The 17,668-nt window shown below is 65.6% G+C and carries 16 protein-coding genes; 13 read left to right on the top strand and 3 right to left on the bottom strand.

The window, feature by feature from the left end; genetic code table 11:
• Window positions 1-95 precede the first annotated feature (95 nt).
• Together CXQ91_RS07190 and CXQ91_RS07185 are read left to right on the top strand one after the other, a co-directional pair.
• A complete protein-coding gene (locus CXQ91_RS07190) occupies window positions 96-554 on the top strand; it encodes a hypothetical protein (protein ID WP_104173243.1) in 459 nt (152 codons plus the stop codon).
• Window positions 551-1,027, top strand: coding sequence for a DUF6278 family protein (locus tag CXQ91_RS07185; protein WP_104173242.1), 477 nt, complete (start codon window positions 551-553; stop codon window positions 1,025-1,027). The genes CXQ91_RS07190 and CXQ91_RS07185 overlap by 4 nt, the downstream gene beginning before the upstream one ends.
• A gap of 56 nt (window positions 1,028-1,083) precedes the next feature.
• Here the strand turns inward: CXQ91_RS07185 and CXQ91_RS07180 are convergent, their stop codons facing one another.
• Window positions 1,084-1,569 carry a glutathione peroxidase gene (locus CXQ91_RS07180; RefSeq protein ID WP_104173241.1) on the bottom strand — a complete coding sequence of 162 codons (486 nt, stop codon included), beginning with the start codon at window positions 1,567-1,569 and terminating at the stop codon, window positions 1,084-1,086.
• A gap of 246 nt (window positions 1,570-1,815) precedes the next feature.
• Here CXQ91_RS07180 and CXQ91_RS07175 point away from each other — a divergent pair, with 246 nt between their 5' ends.
• Together CXQ91_RS07175 and CXQ91_RS07170 are read left to right on the top strand one after the other, a co-directional pair.
• Window positions 1,816-3,675: a phosphoenolpyruvate carboxykinase (GTP) gene (locus CXQ91_RS07175; RefSeq protein WP_104173240.1), complete on the top strand. Its 1,860-nt coding sequence runs from the start codon at window positions 1,816-1,818 to the stop codon at window positions 3,673-3,675.
• Window positions 3,676-3,789: 114 nt separating this feature from the next.
• A complete protein-coding gene (locus CXQ91_RS07170) occupies window positions 3,790-5,010 on the top strand; it encodes an NADP-dependent isocitrate dehydrogenase (RefSeq protein ID WP_104173239.1) in 1,221 nt (406 codons plus the stop codon).
• Window positions 5,011-5,019: 9 nt separating this feature from the next.
• Here CXQ91_RS07170 and CXQ91_RS07165 read toward each other — a convergent pair whose 3' ends face one another.
• Complete coding sequence (locus CXQ91_RS07165; RefSeq protein ID WP_104173238.1) at window positions 5,020-6,357, bottom strand: helix-turn-helix domain-containing protein; 1,338 nt, start codon at window positions 6,355-6,357, stop codon at window positions 5,020-5,022.
• A 200-nt stretch (window positions 6,358-6,557) separates the two neighbouring features.
• Between CXQ91_RS07165 and CXQ91_RS07160 the strand changes: the two genes are divergently transcribed.
• The 3 genes from CXQ91_RS07160 to CXQ91_RS07150 are packed head-to-tail and all read left to right on the top strand — an operon-like array spanning window position 6,558 to window position 11,134.
• A complete protein-coding gene (locus tag CXQ91_RS07160) occupies window positions 6,558-8,117 on the top strand; it encodes an FAD-binding oxidoreductase (protein ID WP_104173237.1) in 1,560 nt (519 codons plus the stop codon).
• Between the two features lie 43 nt (window positions 8,118-8,160).
• Entirely contained in the window at window positions 8,161-9,615 is a 1,455-nt protein-coding gene (locus tag CXQ91_RS07155; protein ID WP_104173236.1) for a carotenoid oxygenase family protein, read from the top strand.
• A gap of 43 nt (window positions 9,616-9,658) precedes the next feature.
• Window positions 9,659-11,134: an aldehyde dehydrogenase family protein gene (locus CXQ91_RS07150; RefSeq protein WP_104173235.1), complete on the top strand. Its 1,476-nt coding sequence runs from the start codon at window positions 9,659-9,661 to the stop codon at window positions 11,132-11,134.
• Window positions 11,135-11,207: 73 nt separating this feature from the next.
• On the opposite strand, the gene CXQ91_RS07145 is transcribed toward CXQ91_RS07150, so the two are convergent.
• The gene (locus tag CXQ91_RS07145) at window positions 11,208-12,452 is read right to left on the bottom strand and encodes a multidrug effflux MFS transporter (protein WP_374953639.1); all 1,245 of its coding nucleotides are present in this window, start codon (window positions 12,450-12,452) and stop codon (window positions 11,208-11,210) included.
• Between the two features lie 137 nt (window positions 12,453-12,589).
• Here CXQ91_RS07145 and CXQ91_RS07140 point away from each other — a divergent pair, with 137 nt between their 5' ends.
• The 6 genes from CXQ91_RS07140 (at window position 12,590) to paaE (ending at window position 17,651) form a co-directional block, all read left to right on the top strand.
• A complete protein-coding gene (locus CXQ91_RS07140) occupies window positions 12,590-13,489 on the top strand; it encodes a helix-turn-helix transcriptional regulator (RefSeq protein WP_181038818.1) in 900 nt (299 codons plus the stop codon).
• 127 nt (window positions 13,490-13,616) lie between these two features.
• On the top strand, window positions 13,617-14,624 hold the full coding sequence (gene paaA / locus CXQ91_RS07135) for a 1,2-phenylacetyl-CoA epoxidase subunit PaaA (RefSeq protein ID WP_104173234.1): 1,008 nt from the start codon (window positions 13,617-13,619) through the stop codon (window positions 14,622-14,624).
• Complete coding sequence (gene paaB, locus CXQ91_RS07130; RefSeq protein WP_104173233.1) at window positions 14,621-14,923, top strand: 1,2-phenylacetyl-CoA epoxidase subunit PaaB; 303 nt, start codon at window positions 14,621-14,623, stop codon at window positions 14,921-14,923. Before paaA ends, paaB begins: the two co-directional genes overlap by 4 nt.
• On the top strand, window positions 14,920-15,846 hold the full coding sequence (paaC, locus tag CXQ91_RS07125) for a 1,2-phenylacetyl-CoA epoxidase subunit PaaC (protein ID WP_104173232.1): 927 nt from the start codon (window positions 14,920-14,922) through the stop codon (window positions 15,844-15,846). The genes paaB and paaC overlap by 4 nt, the downstream gene beginning before the upstream one ends.
• Before the next feature lie 2 nt (window positions 15,847-15,848).
• Window positions 15,849-16,409, top strand: coding sequence for a 1,2-phenylacetyl-CoA epoxidase subunit PaaD (gene paaD / locus CXQ91_RS07120; protein WP_374953638.1), 561 nt, complete (start codon window positions 15,849-15,851; stop codon window positions 16,407-16,409).
• A 15-nt stretch (window positions 16,410-16,424) separates the two neighbouring features.
• On the top strand, window positions 16,425-17,651 hold the full coding sequence (gene paaE, locus CXQ91_RS07115) for a 1,2-phenylacetyl-CoA epoxidase subunit PaaE (protein WP_104173231.1): 1,227 nt from the start codon (window positions 16,425-16,427) through the stop codon (window positions 17,649-17,651).
• The last annotated feature ends 17 nt before the right edge of the window (window positions 17,652-17,668 follow it).

The raw sequence follows: 17,668 nt of genomic DNA, 5'->3' as shown, positions 1-17,668 counted from the left end.
GCCACTTTGCCCGACCGGGGAAAGGGGCACCGCATGCCCTGCGCGACAATGACCACGGCGGCGGCCACGGCCCGCCGGACCGCAAAGGCCCGGCCATGAGGGACCCGCGGACGGAGTCGCGGGTCGAGCGGCCAGCGCCCGTTCCCGCCCCCGTGCCTCCGGCTCCGCTCATTGCCGGGGTCTCGGTGGACTCCTCCGGCCCGGACGTGCGCGTGGAATTCGAACTGAACAGGCCGCCAGGCAGGGGAAGCTACCTGGTCGGGCTCCGTGCCGGCGACGCGGACCGGACCACGATCCGGCACCTCACAGTCAGCCTCCGGGACGGGCGCGTCACCGGCCTGTCCACCTACGATTTCGGGACCGCCACCCGCACAGTGCATCCCCGCGGCGGCGCGTCCTGCGCGGGGGCCTCCGTCACGGCCCTCTTCCCTCGGGCTTCCCTGGCCGGTCTGGGGGAGGATCGCCGCATCACCGCCTACAGCTCCCTCAACGGACAGGAACTCCAGGCGGGGATTCCCCTCACCCGGGTGGTAACGGGAGGCCTCAGGATATGAGCGGACAGCCCGCGGATTTTTCCCGGCACAACCCTGGTACCGGCACCCCCCGGGACTATGCAATCTTCTTCACCAGGGAACCGGCGCTCGGCACCGCTGCCGCGGAGAAACAGCTCACTGCCCATCTGGGGCAGTGCAGCAGCCTCCGTCAATGGACCGCAGCCCGCGGCGCAACGCTCGCTGACGCCGCGTCGGGGATCGAGGTACTCGAAGGACTCCTCGCCGGGCCGGACAGGAACCGGCCGGCGCCATGGCGGCTCAGGGTTGAAACCGGGCTTTTCGTCGGCACCGTCCTGGTCCGGAACCTCCCCGTGGCGCGGTGGCGCCTGCTGCCCAACGGTCACCCCGTCGTCCGCCTTGCCGAAAACACCGACCTGGACGTCATCGCCCTCGCCCGGGCGCGCCTGGAAACCGGCGCCCCGGACTTGAGGACCGTCCTGCCCTATGCCGAAAGCCTGACAGCGAGGCCCTAATTACCTGCCGGCAGCATCCCTGCCGGTGACGGCCCGCCCTTGGCCCTGCGTCAGGATCAGGCAAGGGCTGACTGGACGGCCTCGATGATCTCGGGCGAGTCCGGCGCCAAACCGGGGGAAAAACGCGCCATGACCGCGCCGTCGCGGTCCACCAGGAACTTCTCGAAATTCCACTGCACCAGGTCCGGAAGTTCGCCGGTCTTGAACTTGGTCAGTTCCGCATAGAGCGGGTGCTGGTTCTCACCCTGGACGTCTGCCTTGGTGGTCAGCGGGAACGTCACGCCGAAGTTTCGTTCGCAGAACTCGGCGATCTCGGCGTCGGCCCCCGGCTCCTGCCCGGCAAACTGGTTGCACGGGACGCCCAGCACCGCGAAGCCCTGCTCGCGGAACTTGTTGTGCAGCGCCTCAAGCCCCGCGTACTGCGGCGTGAACCCGCACTGGGACGCGACGTTCACCACCAGCACCACCTCCCCCTTGAAGCGGCCGAAGTCAGTGTCCGTTCCGTCGATGAGGGTGAGTGGAATCGAGTGCAGGGCGGTCATGTGGCATCCTCGCAAAGTTGTTGGTCCAAGGGGGTCGCGGTGACGGCAGGGCGACCCGCATCATTGATTGACTGTTATATTAGATGATGTATCCATCAAATAGTAAAGCATCCGCCCGATTCCTCTATTGGTGCGCGGACGGCCGCTGCTGATTCCTGTCAGCCCTGGCCGAGGCTTTGCGAACAATTTCCATGACTTTTCTAGGACCGCCCCGCCCGCCGTCAGTGCGGGGGAAGGAAGAAAACCGTGCACAACACCACACACTCCAGCCTCCTGGACACTGCCCCCGTTGCTTCTGATCGGCTTCTGGACTGGGTCGGGGAGGTAGCCGCCCTGACCGGACCGGCCCGTATCCACTGGGTCGACGGATCCGAGGCCGAATACCGTGCGCTCACCGACGGACTCGTCGCAGCCGGCACGCTGACGCGCCTGGCCGAGGCCAAGTTCCCGAACTCCTTTGCCGCTTTCTCCGACCCCAAGGACGTCGCCCGCGTCGAAGAGCGGACCTTCATCTGCTCCGAAGACGAACGGGACTCGGGCTTCACCAACAACTGGATGGAGCCCGCGCAGATGAAGGAGAAGCTGCAGGGGCTCTTCGCCGGCGCCATGCGCGGGCGCACCATGTACGTAATCCCGTTCGTGATGGGCCACCTCGACGCGGAGGACCCCAAATTCGGGGTTGAGATCACTGACAGCGCCTACGTCGTGGCGTCGATGCGCATCATGGCCCACACCGGGTCCGACGTCCTGGCCAAAATGGTGGAGCTGGACGCGGACTTCGTCCCTGCGCTGCACTCCGTCGGTGCACCGCTGGAACCAGGCCAGCAGGACGTCACTTGGCCCTGCAACGACGAGAAATGGATCGTGCACTTCCCGGAGGAGAAATCCATCTGGTCCTACGGCTCCGGGTACGGAGGCAACGCGCTGCTGGGCAAGAAGTGCTACTCACTGCGCATTGCGTCCGCGATGTCCCGGCAGGAGGGCTGGCTCGCGGAACACATGCTCATCCTCAAACTCACCAGCCCGGAACAAAAGACCTACTACGTCAGCGCGGCGTTCCCTTCGGCCTGCGGTAAAACCAACCTCGCCCTGCTGAACCCCACCGTGGAGGGCTGGACGGTGGAAACCCTCGGGGATGACATCGCCTGGATACGTCCGGGCAAGGACGGGGAACTGCGGGCCACCAACCCGGAGGCGGGCCTCTTCGGCGTGGCACCCGGCACCGGATGGCAGACCAACCCCAACGCCATGGACGCTATCGCCAAGGGCAACACCATTTTCACCAACGTGGCCCTCACCGATGACGGCGGCGTCTGGTGGGAAGGGATGACCCAGGACATCCCCGAGCACCTGACCGACTGGACAGGCCAGGACTGGACCCCGGCCTCCGGCCGGCCCGCGGCCCATCCCAACTCACGCTTCTGTACGCCCATCAGCCAGGTCGGCATCCTGGCCGAGGAATACTACCAGCCCGAGGGTGTGCCGCTCTCGGCCATATTCTTCGGTGGCCGCAGGAAGACAACCATCCCTCTGGTCACCGAGTCCAGGGACTGGGCGGGCGGTGTCTTCATGGGATCAACGCTGTCTTCCGAGACGACGGCGGCAGCCGCCGGCCAGGTCGGGGTCGTCCGCCGCGATCCGATGGCCATGCTTCCCTTCATCGGCTACGACGCAGGGGACTACCTCAACCACTGGCTGGAGACCGGCCGGACGGCCAACCCTGCCCGACTGCCCCGGATCTTCCTGGTCAACTGGTTCCGCCGCGGCAGCGACGGGAGTTTCCTCTGGCCCGGGTTCGGAGACAACTCCCGCGTCCTGAAATGGGCCATCGAACGCCTCGAGGGGACAGCGGCTGCCATCGAAACCCCCATCGGCTTCGTCCCCGCGCCGGAGTCCCTCGACATCGAAGGCCTCGACGTCACCCCCGGACACCTCAGTGCCGCCCTGGCGGTCGATTCACAGGAATGGGCCCAGGAAATCGACAGCATCGATCAGTGGTACGCCCGGTTCGGTGATTCGCTGCCCCGCGAACTGGCGGCCGAGCTGCAACATCTCAAAAACCGCTTCGCTGCCCGCCGGGGCACGCCGCGCGTCAGCTCCCGATAGGTGCCAGGGGCGGCGCCCGGCTCGCGAAAGCCTCCGTCCACCGGGCGCCGCCCAGGGTTCGAATATCAGACCACCTTCGGTGGGTCATTGTGCCCATGAAATCAAGGAGACCGCATGAACGAAAAGATCAAGGTCGTTGGCTCCATTGTGGAGCTTGACGGCGACGAGATGACCCGCATCATCTGGCAGTTCATCAAGGACCGCCTGATCGTCCCGTATCTGGATGTGGACCTGAGGTACTTCGATTTGTCCCTCCAGAACCGTGACGCTACCGATGACCGGGTCACGATCGACGCCGCGAACGCGATCAAGGAATTCAACGTCGGCGTAAAGTGCGCCACGATAACCCCTGACGAGGCCCGGGTCGAGGAATTCGGCCTGAAAAAGATGTGGCCGTCCCCGAACGGAACCGTCCGCAACATCCTGGGCGGCGTCGTCTTCCGCGAGCCCATCATCATTTCCAACATCCCGCGCCTGGTTCCGGGCTGGAACAAGCCGATCATCATCGGCCGCCACGCCTTCGGCGACCAGTACATGGCGACCAACTTCAAGGTCCCGGGTCCTGGCACGCTGACCATGACCTTCACCCCCTCCGACGGAGGCGAAGAGATCAAACAGACGGTGGTGACCTACCCGGACGGGGGAGGGGTGGCCATGGGCATGTACAACTTCAACGACTCCATCCGGGATTTCGCCCGCGCTTCCTTCGCGTACGGGCTGCAGCGGAACTACCCGGTGTACCTCTCCACCAAGAACACCATCCTGAAGGCCTACGATGGCCAGTTCAAGGACCTCTTCCAGGAAGTATTCGACGCCGAGTTCAAGGACCGGTTCGAAGCGGCAGGCCTGACCTACGAGCACCGGCTGATCGATGACATGGTGGCATCGGCGATGAAGTGGGAAGGCGGCTACGTCTGGGCCTGCAAAAACTACGACGGCGACGTCCAGTCCGACACCATCGCCCAGGGCTACGGCTCGCTCGGCCTCATGACCTCCGTGCTGATGACCCCGGACGGCAAAACCGTCGAGGCTGAAGCCGCCCACGGTACCGTGACGCGCCACTACCGCCAGCACCAGCAGGGCAAGCCGACCTCCACCAACCCGATAGCCTCGATTTTCGCGTGGACCAGGGGAATCATGCACCGCGGCAAATTGGACAACACGCCTGCCGTCATTGACTTTGCCGTCACTCTCGAAGACGTCGTCATCAAGACGGTCGAAGCCGGCCAGATGACCAAGGATCTGGCCCTTTTGGTGGGACCGGACCAGGAATGGCTCACCACAGAGGAGTTCCTCGCAGCACTGGACGATAATCTCAAGGCACGCCTGGGCTAGCCCCCAACGTCAGTGAGATTCCTTCTGGTGTTGACGGGTGAAGTTCCGCCTCGCATAAGGGGCCTGCGCGTCCGTGAGATGTGGGAAGGTGTGCGCCATCTCCAGTGCCGCCAGGGTCCCCGCCTGGTTCTCGTTGATGGGCCGGCCGAGGAGCTCGACGGCGCGTTTGACCCGGTACGCCACGGTGTTGGTGGCCAGATGCAGGGCTTGGGCTGCGGCGAGGCGGCTGCTTCCGGCCAGCAGGAAGTGCCGGAGGGTGTCGCGGATGTCGGTCAGTTTCTGGTCCGGACCCAGCAGCCCATCGAGCTGGACCTGGACGAACCTGGCAGCTCCCTCCGGGTCGGCAAGGAGCAGCGCCAGCATGCCGGCTTCGTCGTAGTCCCAGAATTTCTGCCGTGGCGAAAGGCGTGCGACCCGGGCAGCCTGCTGGGCCTCTAAGTAGCTGTACCGTAGACCGGCTAGCCCGGAACCGGGCCGTCCGGCAGCGACGTGGATCCAGTCGGCACGTGGCACAGCACGTAGCCCACCTGCCACAGAAGGGTCCGGGCGGGTGTTGAACGCCCACCAGAAGAGCGTGGTGCCCTGGTAGTCGAAGGTCAAAAAGCCGGCGGCGCCGAGCGCCTTTGCCGCGTCCGTGCCGAATCGCTGACGCGCCGCCTCACGGTCCGGGATGTGCCCGGTGGTGGCGGGCCACGCCAGGGCGACCAGATGGTGCCTGCCGAGCCTGAGCCCCAGAATGCGTTCGGCGTCTTCGCCCGGCTCTTCGCCGTCGAGGATTGCGGTGATGACCCTCAGCCGCTCGGCGGGCAGCCTGCCATGCCACAGGGTGAGCTCGTCCTCGTAACCGTGCATGAGGTCGACGACGTAGGAATTCACGTATGCAAAAAGCGCCGCGTTGAGCTCGCGCACTTCAGCGACCATGCGATCGGGAGGGACTTCCTGCTCGATGACGGCGAGCAGCGCATCCTGGACTCGGGTGTGGCAGGCCCAGACGGTGCGCAGCACGGAACCGATCGGGACGCCCTGCCGCACGGACAACCGGACGTTCTCCTGTGCACCGCGAGGGGCCACAATGTCCGCCGCCGCGGTGCCGCGGTGCAAACCGATCAAGGTCGTGAGGAGGGACGCTTCACAGCCCTCCCGCTCGGTGCCTGTCATCATGCCGGGCGTCCCGGCGAGGCTGAAGTCCTCATCCACCTGGCGGACTATCTCCGCGGCAGTCTCGACAGCCCAGGCCGTGGCTGGCGCGCCGATTTCCGCCTCGGCGCTGGCAATGATCTCTGGATCCGACGCCGGACCGTCGCCGGCGCGGTCCGCCGGCGGGTGGAGGCTCTCCAGCCAGTTCATCACTGCTATAAACCCCCTTTGGTCTTGCCTACCGGAAGCCAAGTATAGGGATGCTCGCACGGTCTTTGCTCCCGGGCGCCATACGGAACGGCTTTTCTTGCCGTCCGGCACCAAGAACCAACCCTGTGCCCCACACCACACTTGAACCAATCGGTGTTCGGAGTTGAACACCCGTCAAGCAACGGAGCGTGACACAGCACATGACAACCACCGCTGAACTCAAAGACTCATCGTCGGTCCTGACTGAGGCCATTGCACGGATGACCGAGGTCCTCGGGGCCGACGCCGTCCTGCTGGATGAAAGCCAGGTCAAGGACTTCCGCGACCCCTACGAGGGCGACGACGCCACGGACTACCAGCCCTCATTTGTGGTCCAGCCCTCCACCGTTGAAGAAATACAGGCCGTGGTCCGGATCGCCAACGAACTGCAGATACAGCTCTGGACCTCCTCCACCGGACGCAACTACGGCTACGGCGGCTCCGCACCGGTGGTCAACGGCTCCGTCGTGCTGAGCCTGCGCCGGATGAACAGGATTCTGGAAATCAATGAAGCCGCCGGCTACGCCCTGCTCGAGCCCGGAGTCAGCTTCTTCGACCTCTACAACGAGATCAAGGCCCGCGGGCTGAAGCTCTGGATTTCGGTCCCGGACCTCGGCTGGGGCAGCATCGTCGGCAACACCCTGGACCACGGCTACGGCTACACCGTCAACGGCGACCACGCAAGTGCCGTCTGCGGCATGGAGGTGGTCCTCGCCTCCGGCGAAGTGGTCCGTACCGGCCTCGGCGCAATGAGCAATAGCCCCATGTGGCAGCGGCACAAGCGCGGCTTTGGCCCGTCCCTGGACAGCCTGTTCATGCAGTCCAACTTCGGCATCGTGTCCAAGATGGGCGTCTGGCTCATGCCTGAACCCGAGGTGTTCACCACCGGGGCGGTCATCTGCCACAACGACGAGGACATCGCTCCGCTGATCGACGCGCTCCGCCCTCTGGTGCTGGACGGCACCATCCAAGGCCTGCCGCTGATCACCAGCTCACCGGAACCCGAGGACGGCCGGGCCAACCCGATGCAGGACACCGCCGGGATGTCGAAGGCGGCGAAGCTGTCCGCGACGCTGCCCCCGGGACGCTGGCACGCCCGCATCGCCTTCTACGGCCACGAAGCCATTGTGGAGGCACGGCGCCGCATTGTCACCGACGCCGTCGCCCACCTTCCCGGCGTCACCGTGGACCTACGGTCCTACCGCGGCGATGTCAGCCCGGAAGAAGTGCACCCGCTGGACCTGGTCCCGGCCGGCATCCCTAACATGTTCCTGCTGGACATGATGAAGAAGCACATCGGCGAAAACGTGGGCCACATCGACTTCTCGCCCGCGATCCCGTTCGACGGCGAATCCGCGGCCAAGCACGAGCTCATGGTCCGCACCATCCTCGAAGCAGCCGGACTGGTGGCGGGCTTCGGCTGGATCGCCAACACGCGCAGTCTCGTGGGCGCCTGCATGGTCTTCTTCGACGTGAACGACCCCTCCGAAGCGGCAGCCGCGCACGCCGCCGTCGACCTCATGTGTGAAAAGGCCGCCGAATGGGGCTGGAGCGAATACCGCGCCCACCCCTCGCTGATCGAGCACGTGGCAGGGAACTTCGACTTCAACGACCACGCCCTGAACCGGCTCTACACCTCCCTCAAGGACGCGCTGGACCCCGCCGGAACGCTCTCGCCGGGCAACCACGGCATCTGGCCCTCGTCGGCCAAGAACTCCTAGAACTCCAAGAACCCCAAGAACTCAGAGACCGAAAGGCACCACCATGTGGGAGACAGACAACAAGTTCCTCAACGGCCCCTTCACCCCCTGGCATGAGGAGACCGAAGCCTTCGACCTGGAGGTCATCGGCAAGATTCCCGATGACCTGGACGGAGCCTTGTTCCGCACCGGGTCCAACCCCAAGTTCAAGCCGCGCAACACGGACCGCTACCACTGGTTCGAAGGTGACGGCATGGTTTACGCAACGTATCTGCGTGACGGCAAGGCCGCCTACCGGAACAAATGGGTCATGACCGACGCGCTCAAAGTCGAGATGGAGGCGGGGGAGGCGGTCTACTCCGGGTTCGTCAACGGCGGTACCGCCCCATCGCTGCCGGCCGGCGCCCCGCCCATGAAGAACGTGCCCAACACCAATGTCGGCGTCCTCGCCGACCGGCTGCTCGTATTCTTCGAGGGCGGCCTGCCGCACCAGATGAATCCGCAGTCTCTGGAAACGTTCGGGACATATGACTTCAACGGCGATGTCCCGTTCACCTGCACCGCCCACTACAAGCTCGACCCGGACACCGGCAATATGCTCTTCTACTCCTACATGGGTACCAACGTCACCTGGTACGAGGCAGACCGGCACGGCAAGGTCCTCGACACCTTCGCCTTCAGCACGAGTGCCCCCTCGATGTTCCACGACTTCGCCGTGAGCAAGAACTACGCGATCTTCTTCGTCACCCCGGGACTGTTCCTGGCACCCAACATCGGCCGGGGCAAGCCGGGCCTGGTGTGGGATCCCGCCGCAACGAACAACGGCGTCGAGATCGTGACGATGCACCGGACGACCCACGAAGTGCGCACCTACCGGGTCGATGAGACGTTCTTCCCGACCCACTTCTTCAATGCCTACGAGCGAGGCAATGAGATCGTCATCGAGGCCCCGCGCATCAAGGAGCGCTTCGGCACCCCGGCGGACCGTATCACCCGGCCCGTGGACTCGCACGAGTGGTTCATGAACGCGATCCCGTGGCGCTGGACCGTCAACACCGCCACCGGGCGGGTGGCCAACCAGGCCACCAGTCACATTGCCGGTGAATTCCCGGCCATCAACCCGAACAAGGTCGGCCTGGAACACAAATTCGGCTACTTCGCCACCACCCGTGGCCGGGACGCCGACACCATGAGTGACGGCCTGGCCAAGACCGACCTGGACAAGGAAACCGTCACGGTCATCGAGGGGCTGGATGACCTCACCAATCCCTCCGAGCCGATTTTCGTACCACGGGCCGGGGCCGTGAATGAGGACGACGGTTACCTGCTCTCCATCTGGTGGAACCGCCAGACGGAGCTATCAGAGCTGTGCATCTATGACACCGCGGATTTCGGCCGCACCCCGCTCGCCAGGGTGAAGCTGCCCGGACGCATTCCCTTCGGCTTCCACGGCAGCTGGTCCGACCGCGAGCAGATCGAAGACTCCCTCCGGGTCCTGGCCAGCGAACACACCAACTAGTCCAGCCATACTTCCCGCATAACCTGAACAGGAGCGACACCCCATGACCATCTCCACCATCGAAGCCCCGGCTACATTCGCCGGCCAGTCCGCTACCCTGCAATACATCGCCGGAAAGTGGCGTGAGGGCCAGTCGGCGAAGACCCTCACCGTGACCAACCCCTACGACGACAGCGTACTGACCACCATCCGTCAGGCTTCCGTCGCAGACGTCGACGACGCCTACCGGGCCGCCGAGGCGGCCCAGACCGGGTGGGCCGCCCTGCCGCCGGCCGAGCGCCAGAAGGTGATGCGCCGTGCCGCGCAGATCCTCGAGGAGCGCCGCGAAGAAATCGTGGACTGGCTGGTACGCGAGTCCGGTTCCACCTTCCTGAAGGCCAACATCGAGGTCTCCCTCGCCGTCGGAATCACGCAGGAGTCGGCATCATTTCCCACTCGGGTCCACGGCAGGATCTTTGACTCCAACACCCCCAACCGAGAGATGCGCGTCTACCGCAAGCCGATCGGTGTGGTGGGCGTGATCAGCCCCTGGAACTTTCCACTGCACCTGTCCCAGCGGTCTGTCGCCCCGGCCCTGGCCCTGGGTAACGCCGTTGTCATCAAACCGGCCAGTGACACTCCTGTTACCGGCGCGCTCATCCTGGCACGGATCTTCGAGGAAGCAGGCCTGCCGGCAGGAGTGCTCTCCACTGTCATCGGTGCCGGCTCGGAGATCGGTGACGACTTCGTAGCCCACCCTGTGCCGGGACTGATTTCCTTCACCGGTTCCACCCCGGTTGGACAGAACGTGGGTGCAGTGGCCACCAGCGGCGAACACCTGAAGAAAGTGGCCCTGGAGCTTGGCGGTAACGCCCCCTTGGTGGTTCTCGACGACGCCAACCTCGAAGCGGCCGTGGCCGCCGCCGTCCCGGGCGCTTTCCTGCACTCCGGCCAGATCTGCATGTCCGTCAACCGAATCATCGTCGAAGCCCCGGTCTACGAGGAGTTCGTCTCCCGTTTCGCCGAGGCTGCCTCGTCCGTTTCGTACGGCGACCCCACTGCCGAGGGCACCCTGGTGGGCCCTGTGGTAAACGACTCCCAGCTTGCAGGACTCAAGCAGAAAATCGCATGGGCCCGGGAGGCCGGCGCCCGCACCGTCGTCGAAGGCGAGATCAGCGGTCGGGTCGTGCCCCCGCACGTCTTCGCCGATGTCACCCCTGACATGGAGATCGCCCGCGAGGAGATCTTCGGCCCCATGGTCGCCATCCTGAGAGCCGAGGACGAGGATCACGCCCTTGACCTCGCCAACAACCACGCCTACGGTCTTTCCAGCGCGGTCTTTACCCAGAACCTCGACCGCGGCCTGCAGTTCGCCCACAAGGTCAAGGCCGGTATGACCTTCATCAACGAGATGACAATCCAGGATGAAGCCCACGTTGCCTTCGGCGGGCAACGCAACTCCGGATTGGGTCGCTTTAACGGCGACTGGGCCATCGAGGAGTTCACCACCGACCACACAATCGGCGTCACCCGCCTCTAAAACCAGGCGGGAACAAACGGAAGTGGGGGCCCGCCCTTTGGACGAGCCCCCACTTGTATGAACGAACCGACAGCTACTTCTCCTTGACGGTCGTGTTCGGGTTTGCCTTTCCGTGCTGCCTCCGCACCAGCCCCAGGCTGAGTGCTGCCGCCCCCGCGGCAACGGCAGCGACGATGCCGAACGGCACCGGGTCGCTGGCTCCGCCGATGCCCACCAGGGGAGCGGCGAGGCCGCCGAACGCGAACCGGGCCAGGCCCAGGAGTGAGGAGGCTGTGCCCGCGATGTCGGGATAGTCCTTGAGCGCCAGGGACGTGGCCGGGGGACTGGTCACGGCCACACCACTGACCATGGTGAACAGGGACAGGATGATGGCGATGAGCGGCAGGTGCAGGAGTGCGGTGGCGAGGAGGCCGAGGGCGCCTGAAACGGTCATGACCAGTCCCACTGCGAGGGTTCCCCGTTCGGACCACCGTTCGGACAGGCGGCCGCCGATGAATCCAAAGATCACGAAGCCCAGCGAGTTCAGGCCGAATGCAAAGGAGTAGCCCTGGGGTGAGAGCCCGTACACGCCTTGCAGGATGTACGTTGCCCCGCTCAGGTAGGCGAAGATGGCGGCGTAGGTGAAGCCGGTGATCAGAACCGCTCCCACGAACACCCGGTCGGCGAGCAGGCGGCGGAAGTCGCTCAGCGTATGGGAGAGGCCTCCGGTGGTGCGCCGGTTTGCCGGCAGCGTCTCCCGGAAGATCACCAGGGATGCTCCGAGGATGGCTACGCCCACGGCTGCGAGGAAGAGGAAGACCCCGCGCCAGTCGGTGACCGTTGCCAGCTGGCCTCCGATGACGGGGCCGATGATGGCGGCTACTCCACCGAGGACGGTCAGGCGGCCGTAGTAGCGGAGCAGCTTGCCGCCCGAGTAGACGTCCCGTCCGGCCGCTTGCGCGATCACAATGCCTACTGCGCCCGCGAGTCCCTGGACGAACCTGGCGGCGATGAGCGTCTCGACGGTCGGGCTGAGCGCACACAGGGCCGAGGTGACGGTGTAGGCGATGACGCCGATGAGCAGCGGCGTCCGGCGGCCGAAACGGTCCGAGAGGGGGCCGGCAATGAGCTGCCCTATCGCGAGTCCAAGCAGACAGGCCGTGATGGTCAGCTGGGCTACCGACGTCGTGCTTTGGAGTTCGGCGGTGAGCGCCGGCAGAACCGGCAGGTAAAGGTCCATGGAGATCGGACCGAAGATTGTCAGCAGGCCGAGGACCGTCGCCAGTGGGCGGCCGACGGTCTGTGCAGGTGTGGACGTCGGTGTGTCGATGGCTGTCACGCTGGCTCCGTTCGCATTGTGGGGATAACCCGTTCACGTTCAATGCAACAGGGACACGTCATCCGTAGCGAGTGCCCTGCTGATCCGGGTTCTGGCAGTACCTCCCTAGGGAAGCTCCTGAGCGGTAGCGTGGACGAGTGGACAACAGGATGGCAGTGCGCGAGTTCCTCGCCTCAAGACGAGCAAAGATCACTCCCGAAATGGCCGGGCTCAAGCTCTATGGCGGACGACGCCGGGTCGCCGGCCTGCGCCGTGAAGAGGTGGCCATGCTCGCCGGCGTCAGCGTGGACTACTACACAAAGCTTGAACGCGGGAACCTCGCCGGCACGTCCGAAAGCGTCCTCGACGCCATCGCCAGGGCACTGAAGCTGGACGAGGCCGAACGGGACCACCTCTACAACCTGGCCCGTGCAGCCAGCCCGTCCGGCAGGAGCCAGCGCCGTCCGCTCCAAAGCGGAACCGTCCGCCCCGCCCTGCAGTTCATGCTGGACGCCATTACCGCTGCGCCGGCTTTCATCGGCAACCACCACATGGACATCGTGGCGGCCAACCAGCTCGGCTACGCCCTGTACTCGGAGATGTACCGCGGTCCGGCGCGGCCCGCCAACCATTCCCGCTTCATCTTCCTCGATTCCAAAGCCCGGGACTTTTACCCCAACTGGGAGCTGGCGGCCAACACGAACGTGGCCATCCTGCGGACGCAGAGCGGGCGCAACCCCTTCGACAAGCGCCTGGCCGACCTCGTCGGCGAACTGTCAGTGCGCAGCGAGGAATTCCGGACCCGCTGGGCGGCCAACAACGTCCGGCGCCACTACGCCGGGACAAAAGTCTTCCGCCACCCGGTGGTCGGGGAACTCGAACTCCCCTACGAAGCCATGGAGCTCGCTGAGGATCCGGGCTTCACCCTCACCGTCTACCCGGCCGTGCCCGGATCCCCCTCCGATGAACGGCTGAGACTGCTCGCCAGCTGGGCCGCAACAGAACGAATCCAGGCCGTCGCCCGCACAACCCAGCCGCAGGACGCCCACCGCCCCTGAAAAACGAACGCCCGCTTGGAAGTTCCCTCTGCTGCGGCGCGCCCGGCCTCCTTGACGCATCTCACGGCTTCCGCATATCCTGAACGAACGGTCGGTAATTATTTATCGGATATGCATAGGAGCAACCATGGCATCGCAGACCCTGCAGTCAGTGCCCGCTGAGCTTTCACCTGAACAGCTCGCAGAGGCAGCCCGGCACGAGGCAGAAGGTCAGGCGTACTTTGACCGCGTCATGGCGGATGACTCGCGCATCGAACCCCGCGACTGGATGCCCCCGGCATACCGCAAGACCCTCATCCGCCAGGTCTCGCAGCACGCGCACTCGGAGATCATCGGCATGCAGCCGGAAGCCAACTGGATTTCCCGCGCCCCCAGCCTGAAGCGCAAGGCCATCCTCATGGCCAAGGTCCAGGACGAGGCCGGCCACGGACTCTACCTGTACTCGGCCGCCGAGACCCTGGGCCAGCCGCGCGACCAGATGATGCAGGACCTGATGGACGGCAAGGCCAAGTACTCCTCCATCTTCAACTACCCCGCACGCACCTGGGCGGACATGGGTGCCATCGGCTGGATGGTTGACGGCGCCGCCATCGCCAACCAGGTGCCGCTGTGCCGTGCCTCCTTCGGCCCCTACGGCCGCGCGATGGTCCGCGTCTGCAAGGAAGAGTCCTTCCACCAGCGCCAGGGCTTCGAGATCCTGCTGGAACTCTCCCACGGCACGCCGGAACAGAAGCAGATGGCACAGGAGGCCGTGAACCGCTGGTACGCCCCGGCCCTGATGATGTTCGGCCCGCCGGATGACGATTCACCCAACTCCAAGCAGTCCATGGCCTGGAACATCAAGCGCTTCAGCAACGACGAACTGCGCAACCGCTTCGTCGGGATGATGATGGAGCAGGTCAAGGTCCTGGAGCTCACCCTCCCCGACAAGGACATCCGTTTCAACGAGGAAACCAAGAAGTGGGAACACGGCCCCTTGGACTGGGACGAGTTCCACGAGGTCCTGAAGGGCCGCGGCCCCTGCAACGCCCAGCGCCTGGAACGGCGCCGCGAAGCACACGAGAACGGCACCTGGGTGCGCGAAGCAGCAGCCGCCTACGCCCGCAAGCAAGCAGAGAAGGAATCCGCAGCATGAGCCCTGAAACCCCCGCCGGCAACGTCTGGCCCATTTGGGAAGTCTTTGTCCGCTCCAGCCGCGGCCTGTCCCACGTGCACGCGGGATCCCTGCACGCGCCGGACGCAGCGATGGCGCTGCGCAACGCCCGTGACCTGTACACCCGCCGCAACGAGGGCGTGTCCATCTGGGTTGTCCCCGCGGAGGCCATCGCCTCCAGCGACCCGGACGCCAAGGGCTCGTTCTTCGAGTCGCCCCAGGGCAAGGACTACCGGCACGCCACGTACTACACCAAGAGTGAGGGCGTGAAGCACCTGTGAGCACGTCACCTGAGACCACGACTGAAACGCACGACGGCGGCCACGGAGACATCTCCGTGGGCGTCGCCACCGCCGGCACCAGCGGAGACGCCACCGCCAGCGCCACCCGCATCACGCCGGGCAACGCCCTCCGCCCGGAGGACATCGCGCTCGCCGTCAGCCGCGGCGCCGCCAAGCCCACCGAGGACGCGGCCGAGCTCGCGCTCCGCCTTGGCGACGACGCCCTGATCCTGGCCCAGCGCCTGGGCCACTGGATCTCCCGCGCTCCCGAGCTGGAGGAGGACATCGCCCTGGGCAACATCGCCCTGGACCAGCTGGGCCACGCCCGCTCCTTCCTCAGCTACGCCGGCGGCCTGAACGGCAAGAGCGAGGACGATCTCGCCTACTTCCGCGACGAGGACGAATTCCGCTCGATCGAACTCTTCGAGCAGCCCAACGGGGACTTCGCCGTCACCATCGCCCGGCAGTTCGTGGTGAGCTACTACCAGTTCGAGCTCTACCGCCGGCTCACCGAGTCCACGGACGCCACCCTGGCCGGCATCGCCGCCAAGGCCGTCAAGGAAGTGGACTACCACCGGGACCACAGCACCCAGTGGGTGCTCCGCCTGGCCCTCGGCACGGACGAGTCCCGTGCCAAGATGATCCACGGCTTCAACGTCATCTGGCCCTACGTCGACGAGCTGTTCCGCGACGACGAACTCACCGCCCGCCTCGCGGCGGCGGGTGCCGCCGTCGAGCCTTCCAGCCTGCGCGCGGACTTTGACCGCCTCACCGGCGAGGTCCTGGCCGAGGCGTTACTGGACATTCCGCAGGTTCCGGCCGCCCTCGGTGGCGGCCGCCAGGGCAGGCACTCCGAGCACCTGGGCTTCATGGTGGCCGAGATGCAGGTCCTGGCCCGCCAGTTCCCCGGGGCGAGCTGGTAGCCATGCCGGACATGTACGTCAGCCACCCCACCGCGGACGCCGCCCCCGCGGACACGAGAACCCCGGAGCAGAAGGCCTGGGACCTCGCCGCCACGGTGTGCGATCCGGAGATCCCGGTGCTCACCATCGCTGACCTGGGCATCCTGAGGGATGTCCGGGTGTTCGACGACGGCGGCATGGTCCCTGCAGTGCAGGTCACCATCACGCCCACGTACTCGGGCTGCCCGGCCATGGACGCCATCCGAGATGACCTCAGCGCGGCGTTCGCCAAGGAGGGCTACCCCAACGTGCACGTGGAGCTGGTGCTCTCGCCGGCGTGGACCACGGACTGGATGACCGAGTCCGGCAAGGCCAAGCTGCAGGAGTATGGCATCGCGCCGCCCACCGGCCGCTCGGATGCAGCCCGCCATGCCGGGCCCATCCGCCTGCAAATGGCTGTGAAGTGTCCCCAATGCTCCAGCCTGAACACCAAGGAACTCACCCGCTTCGGTTCCACCTCCTGCAAGGCGCTGTACGTCTGCCAGGACTGCAAGGAACCGTTCGACTATTTCAAAGTTTTGTAAGGAACAGGTGCTCCCATGACTGTTGTCCGCCAGACCGCCGCCGAACAGGCGGCAGCCACCGGCCGCCGTCGTGCGTCCTTCCACACCCTGACGGTGGATGAAGTCCGCCGGCTCACCGACGATGCGATCGAGGTGACGTTCGGGGTCCCGGCCGAGCTGGCCGGGCAGTATGACTACCTGCCGGGCCAGTACGTGGCCCTGCGCACCACCATGCCGGATGAGAACGGCCAGCCGCACGAGGTGCGCCGCAGCTACTCCATCTGCGCCGAGCCGCGCAGCTTCGCTGATGGCAGCAGCGAGATCCGGGTGGCCATCAAGAAGGACCTGGGCGGGCTGTTCTCCACGTGGGCCAATGCCGAGCTGAAAGCCGGCGACGAGCTGGACGTGATGAGCCCCATGGGTGCGTTCGTCTCCAAGCACGGCCGGGACGGCAAGGCCGTGGAGCAGAACGTCATGAACTCCATGAACCATCCCGAGGATTTGGTGGGGGAGCCCGGCAGCTTCGTGGCCATCGCCGCCGGTTCCGGCATCACTCCGGTGATCGCCATTGCCCGCACGCTGCTGGCGGCGAACCCGGACACCCGCTTCGACCTGATCTACGCCAACAAGGCCGCCATGGACGTGATGTTCCTGGAGGAGCTGGCGGACCTGAAGGACAAGTACCCGTCGCGCCTGGCCCTGCACCACGTGCTCTCCCGCGAGCAGCGCATCGCGCCGCTGCTCAGCGGACGGATCGACGCCGAGAAGCTCCAGCAGCTGCTGGGCACCGCCATCCACGCGGACGATGTGGACGAGTGGTTCCTGTGCGGGCCGTTCGAGCTGGTGCAGCTGTGCCGCGACACCCTGGCCGCCCGCGGCGTGAAGCCGGAGCACATCCGCTTCGAGCTGTTCACCTCCGGCAAGCCGGACCGTCCCGAGGGCAACATCGGCCGGCCGGTGATCGAGGACGAATCCAAGGAGACGTACAAGATCACGTTCAAGCTGGACGGCCTCGAGGGCAAGGTGGCCAGCCCCACCCATGCCCGCGAATCCATCCTCAACGCCGCCCTGCGCGTGCGCCCGGACGTGCCGTTCGCCTGCGCCGGGGGAGTGTGCGGCACCTGCCGCGCCAAGGTGGTCACGGGCAAGGTGACCATGGACGAAAACTACGCCCTGGAGCAGGATGAACTGGACAAGGGCTACGTGCTCACCTGCCAGTCCCACCCCACCACCCCCGAAGTCACCGTCGACTTCGACGTCTAAGTGTTTCAACGCAAGGA

The organism is Arthrobacter sp. Y81, assembly GCF_002929335.1.
In the GTDB taxonomy this organism is placed as follows: Bacteria; Actinomycetota; Actinomycetes; order Actinomycetales; family Micrococcaceae; genus Arthrobacter.
The sequence above is the reverse complement of the archived record's forward strand: the minus strand, read 5'-3'. Positions and strand labels throughout refer to the sequence as shown.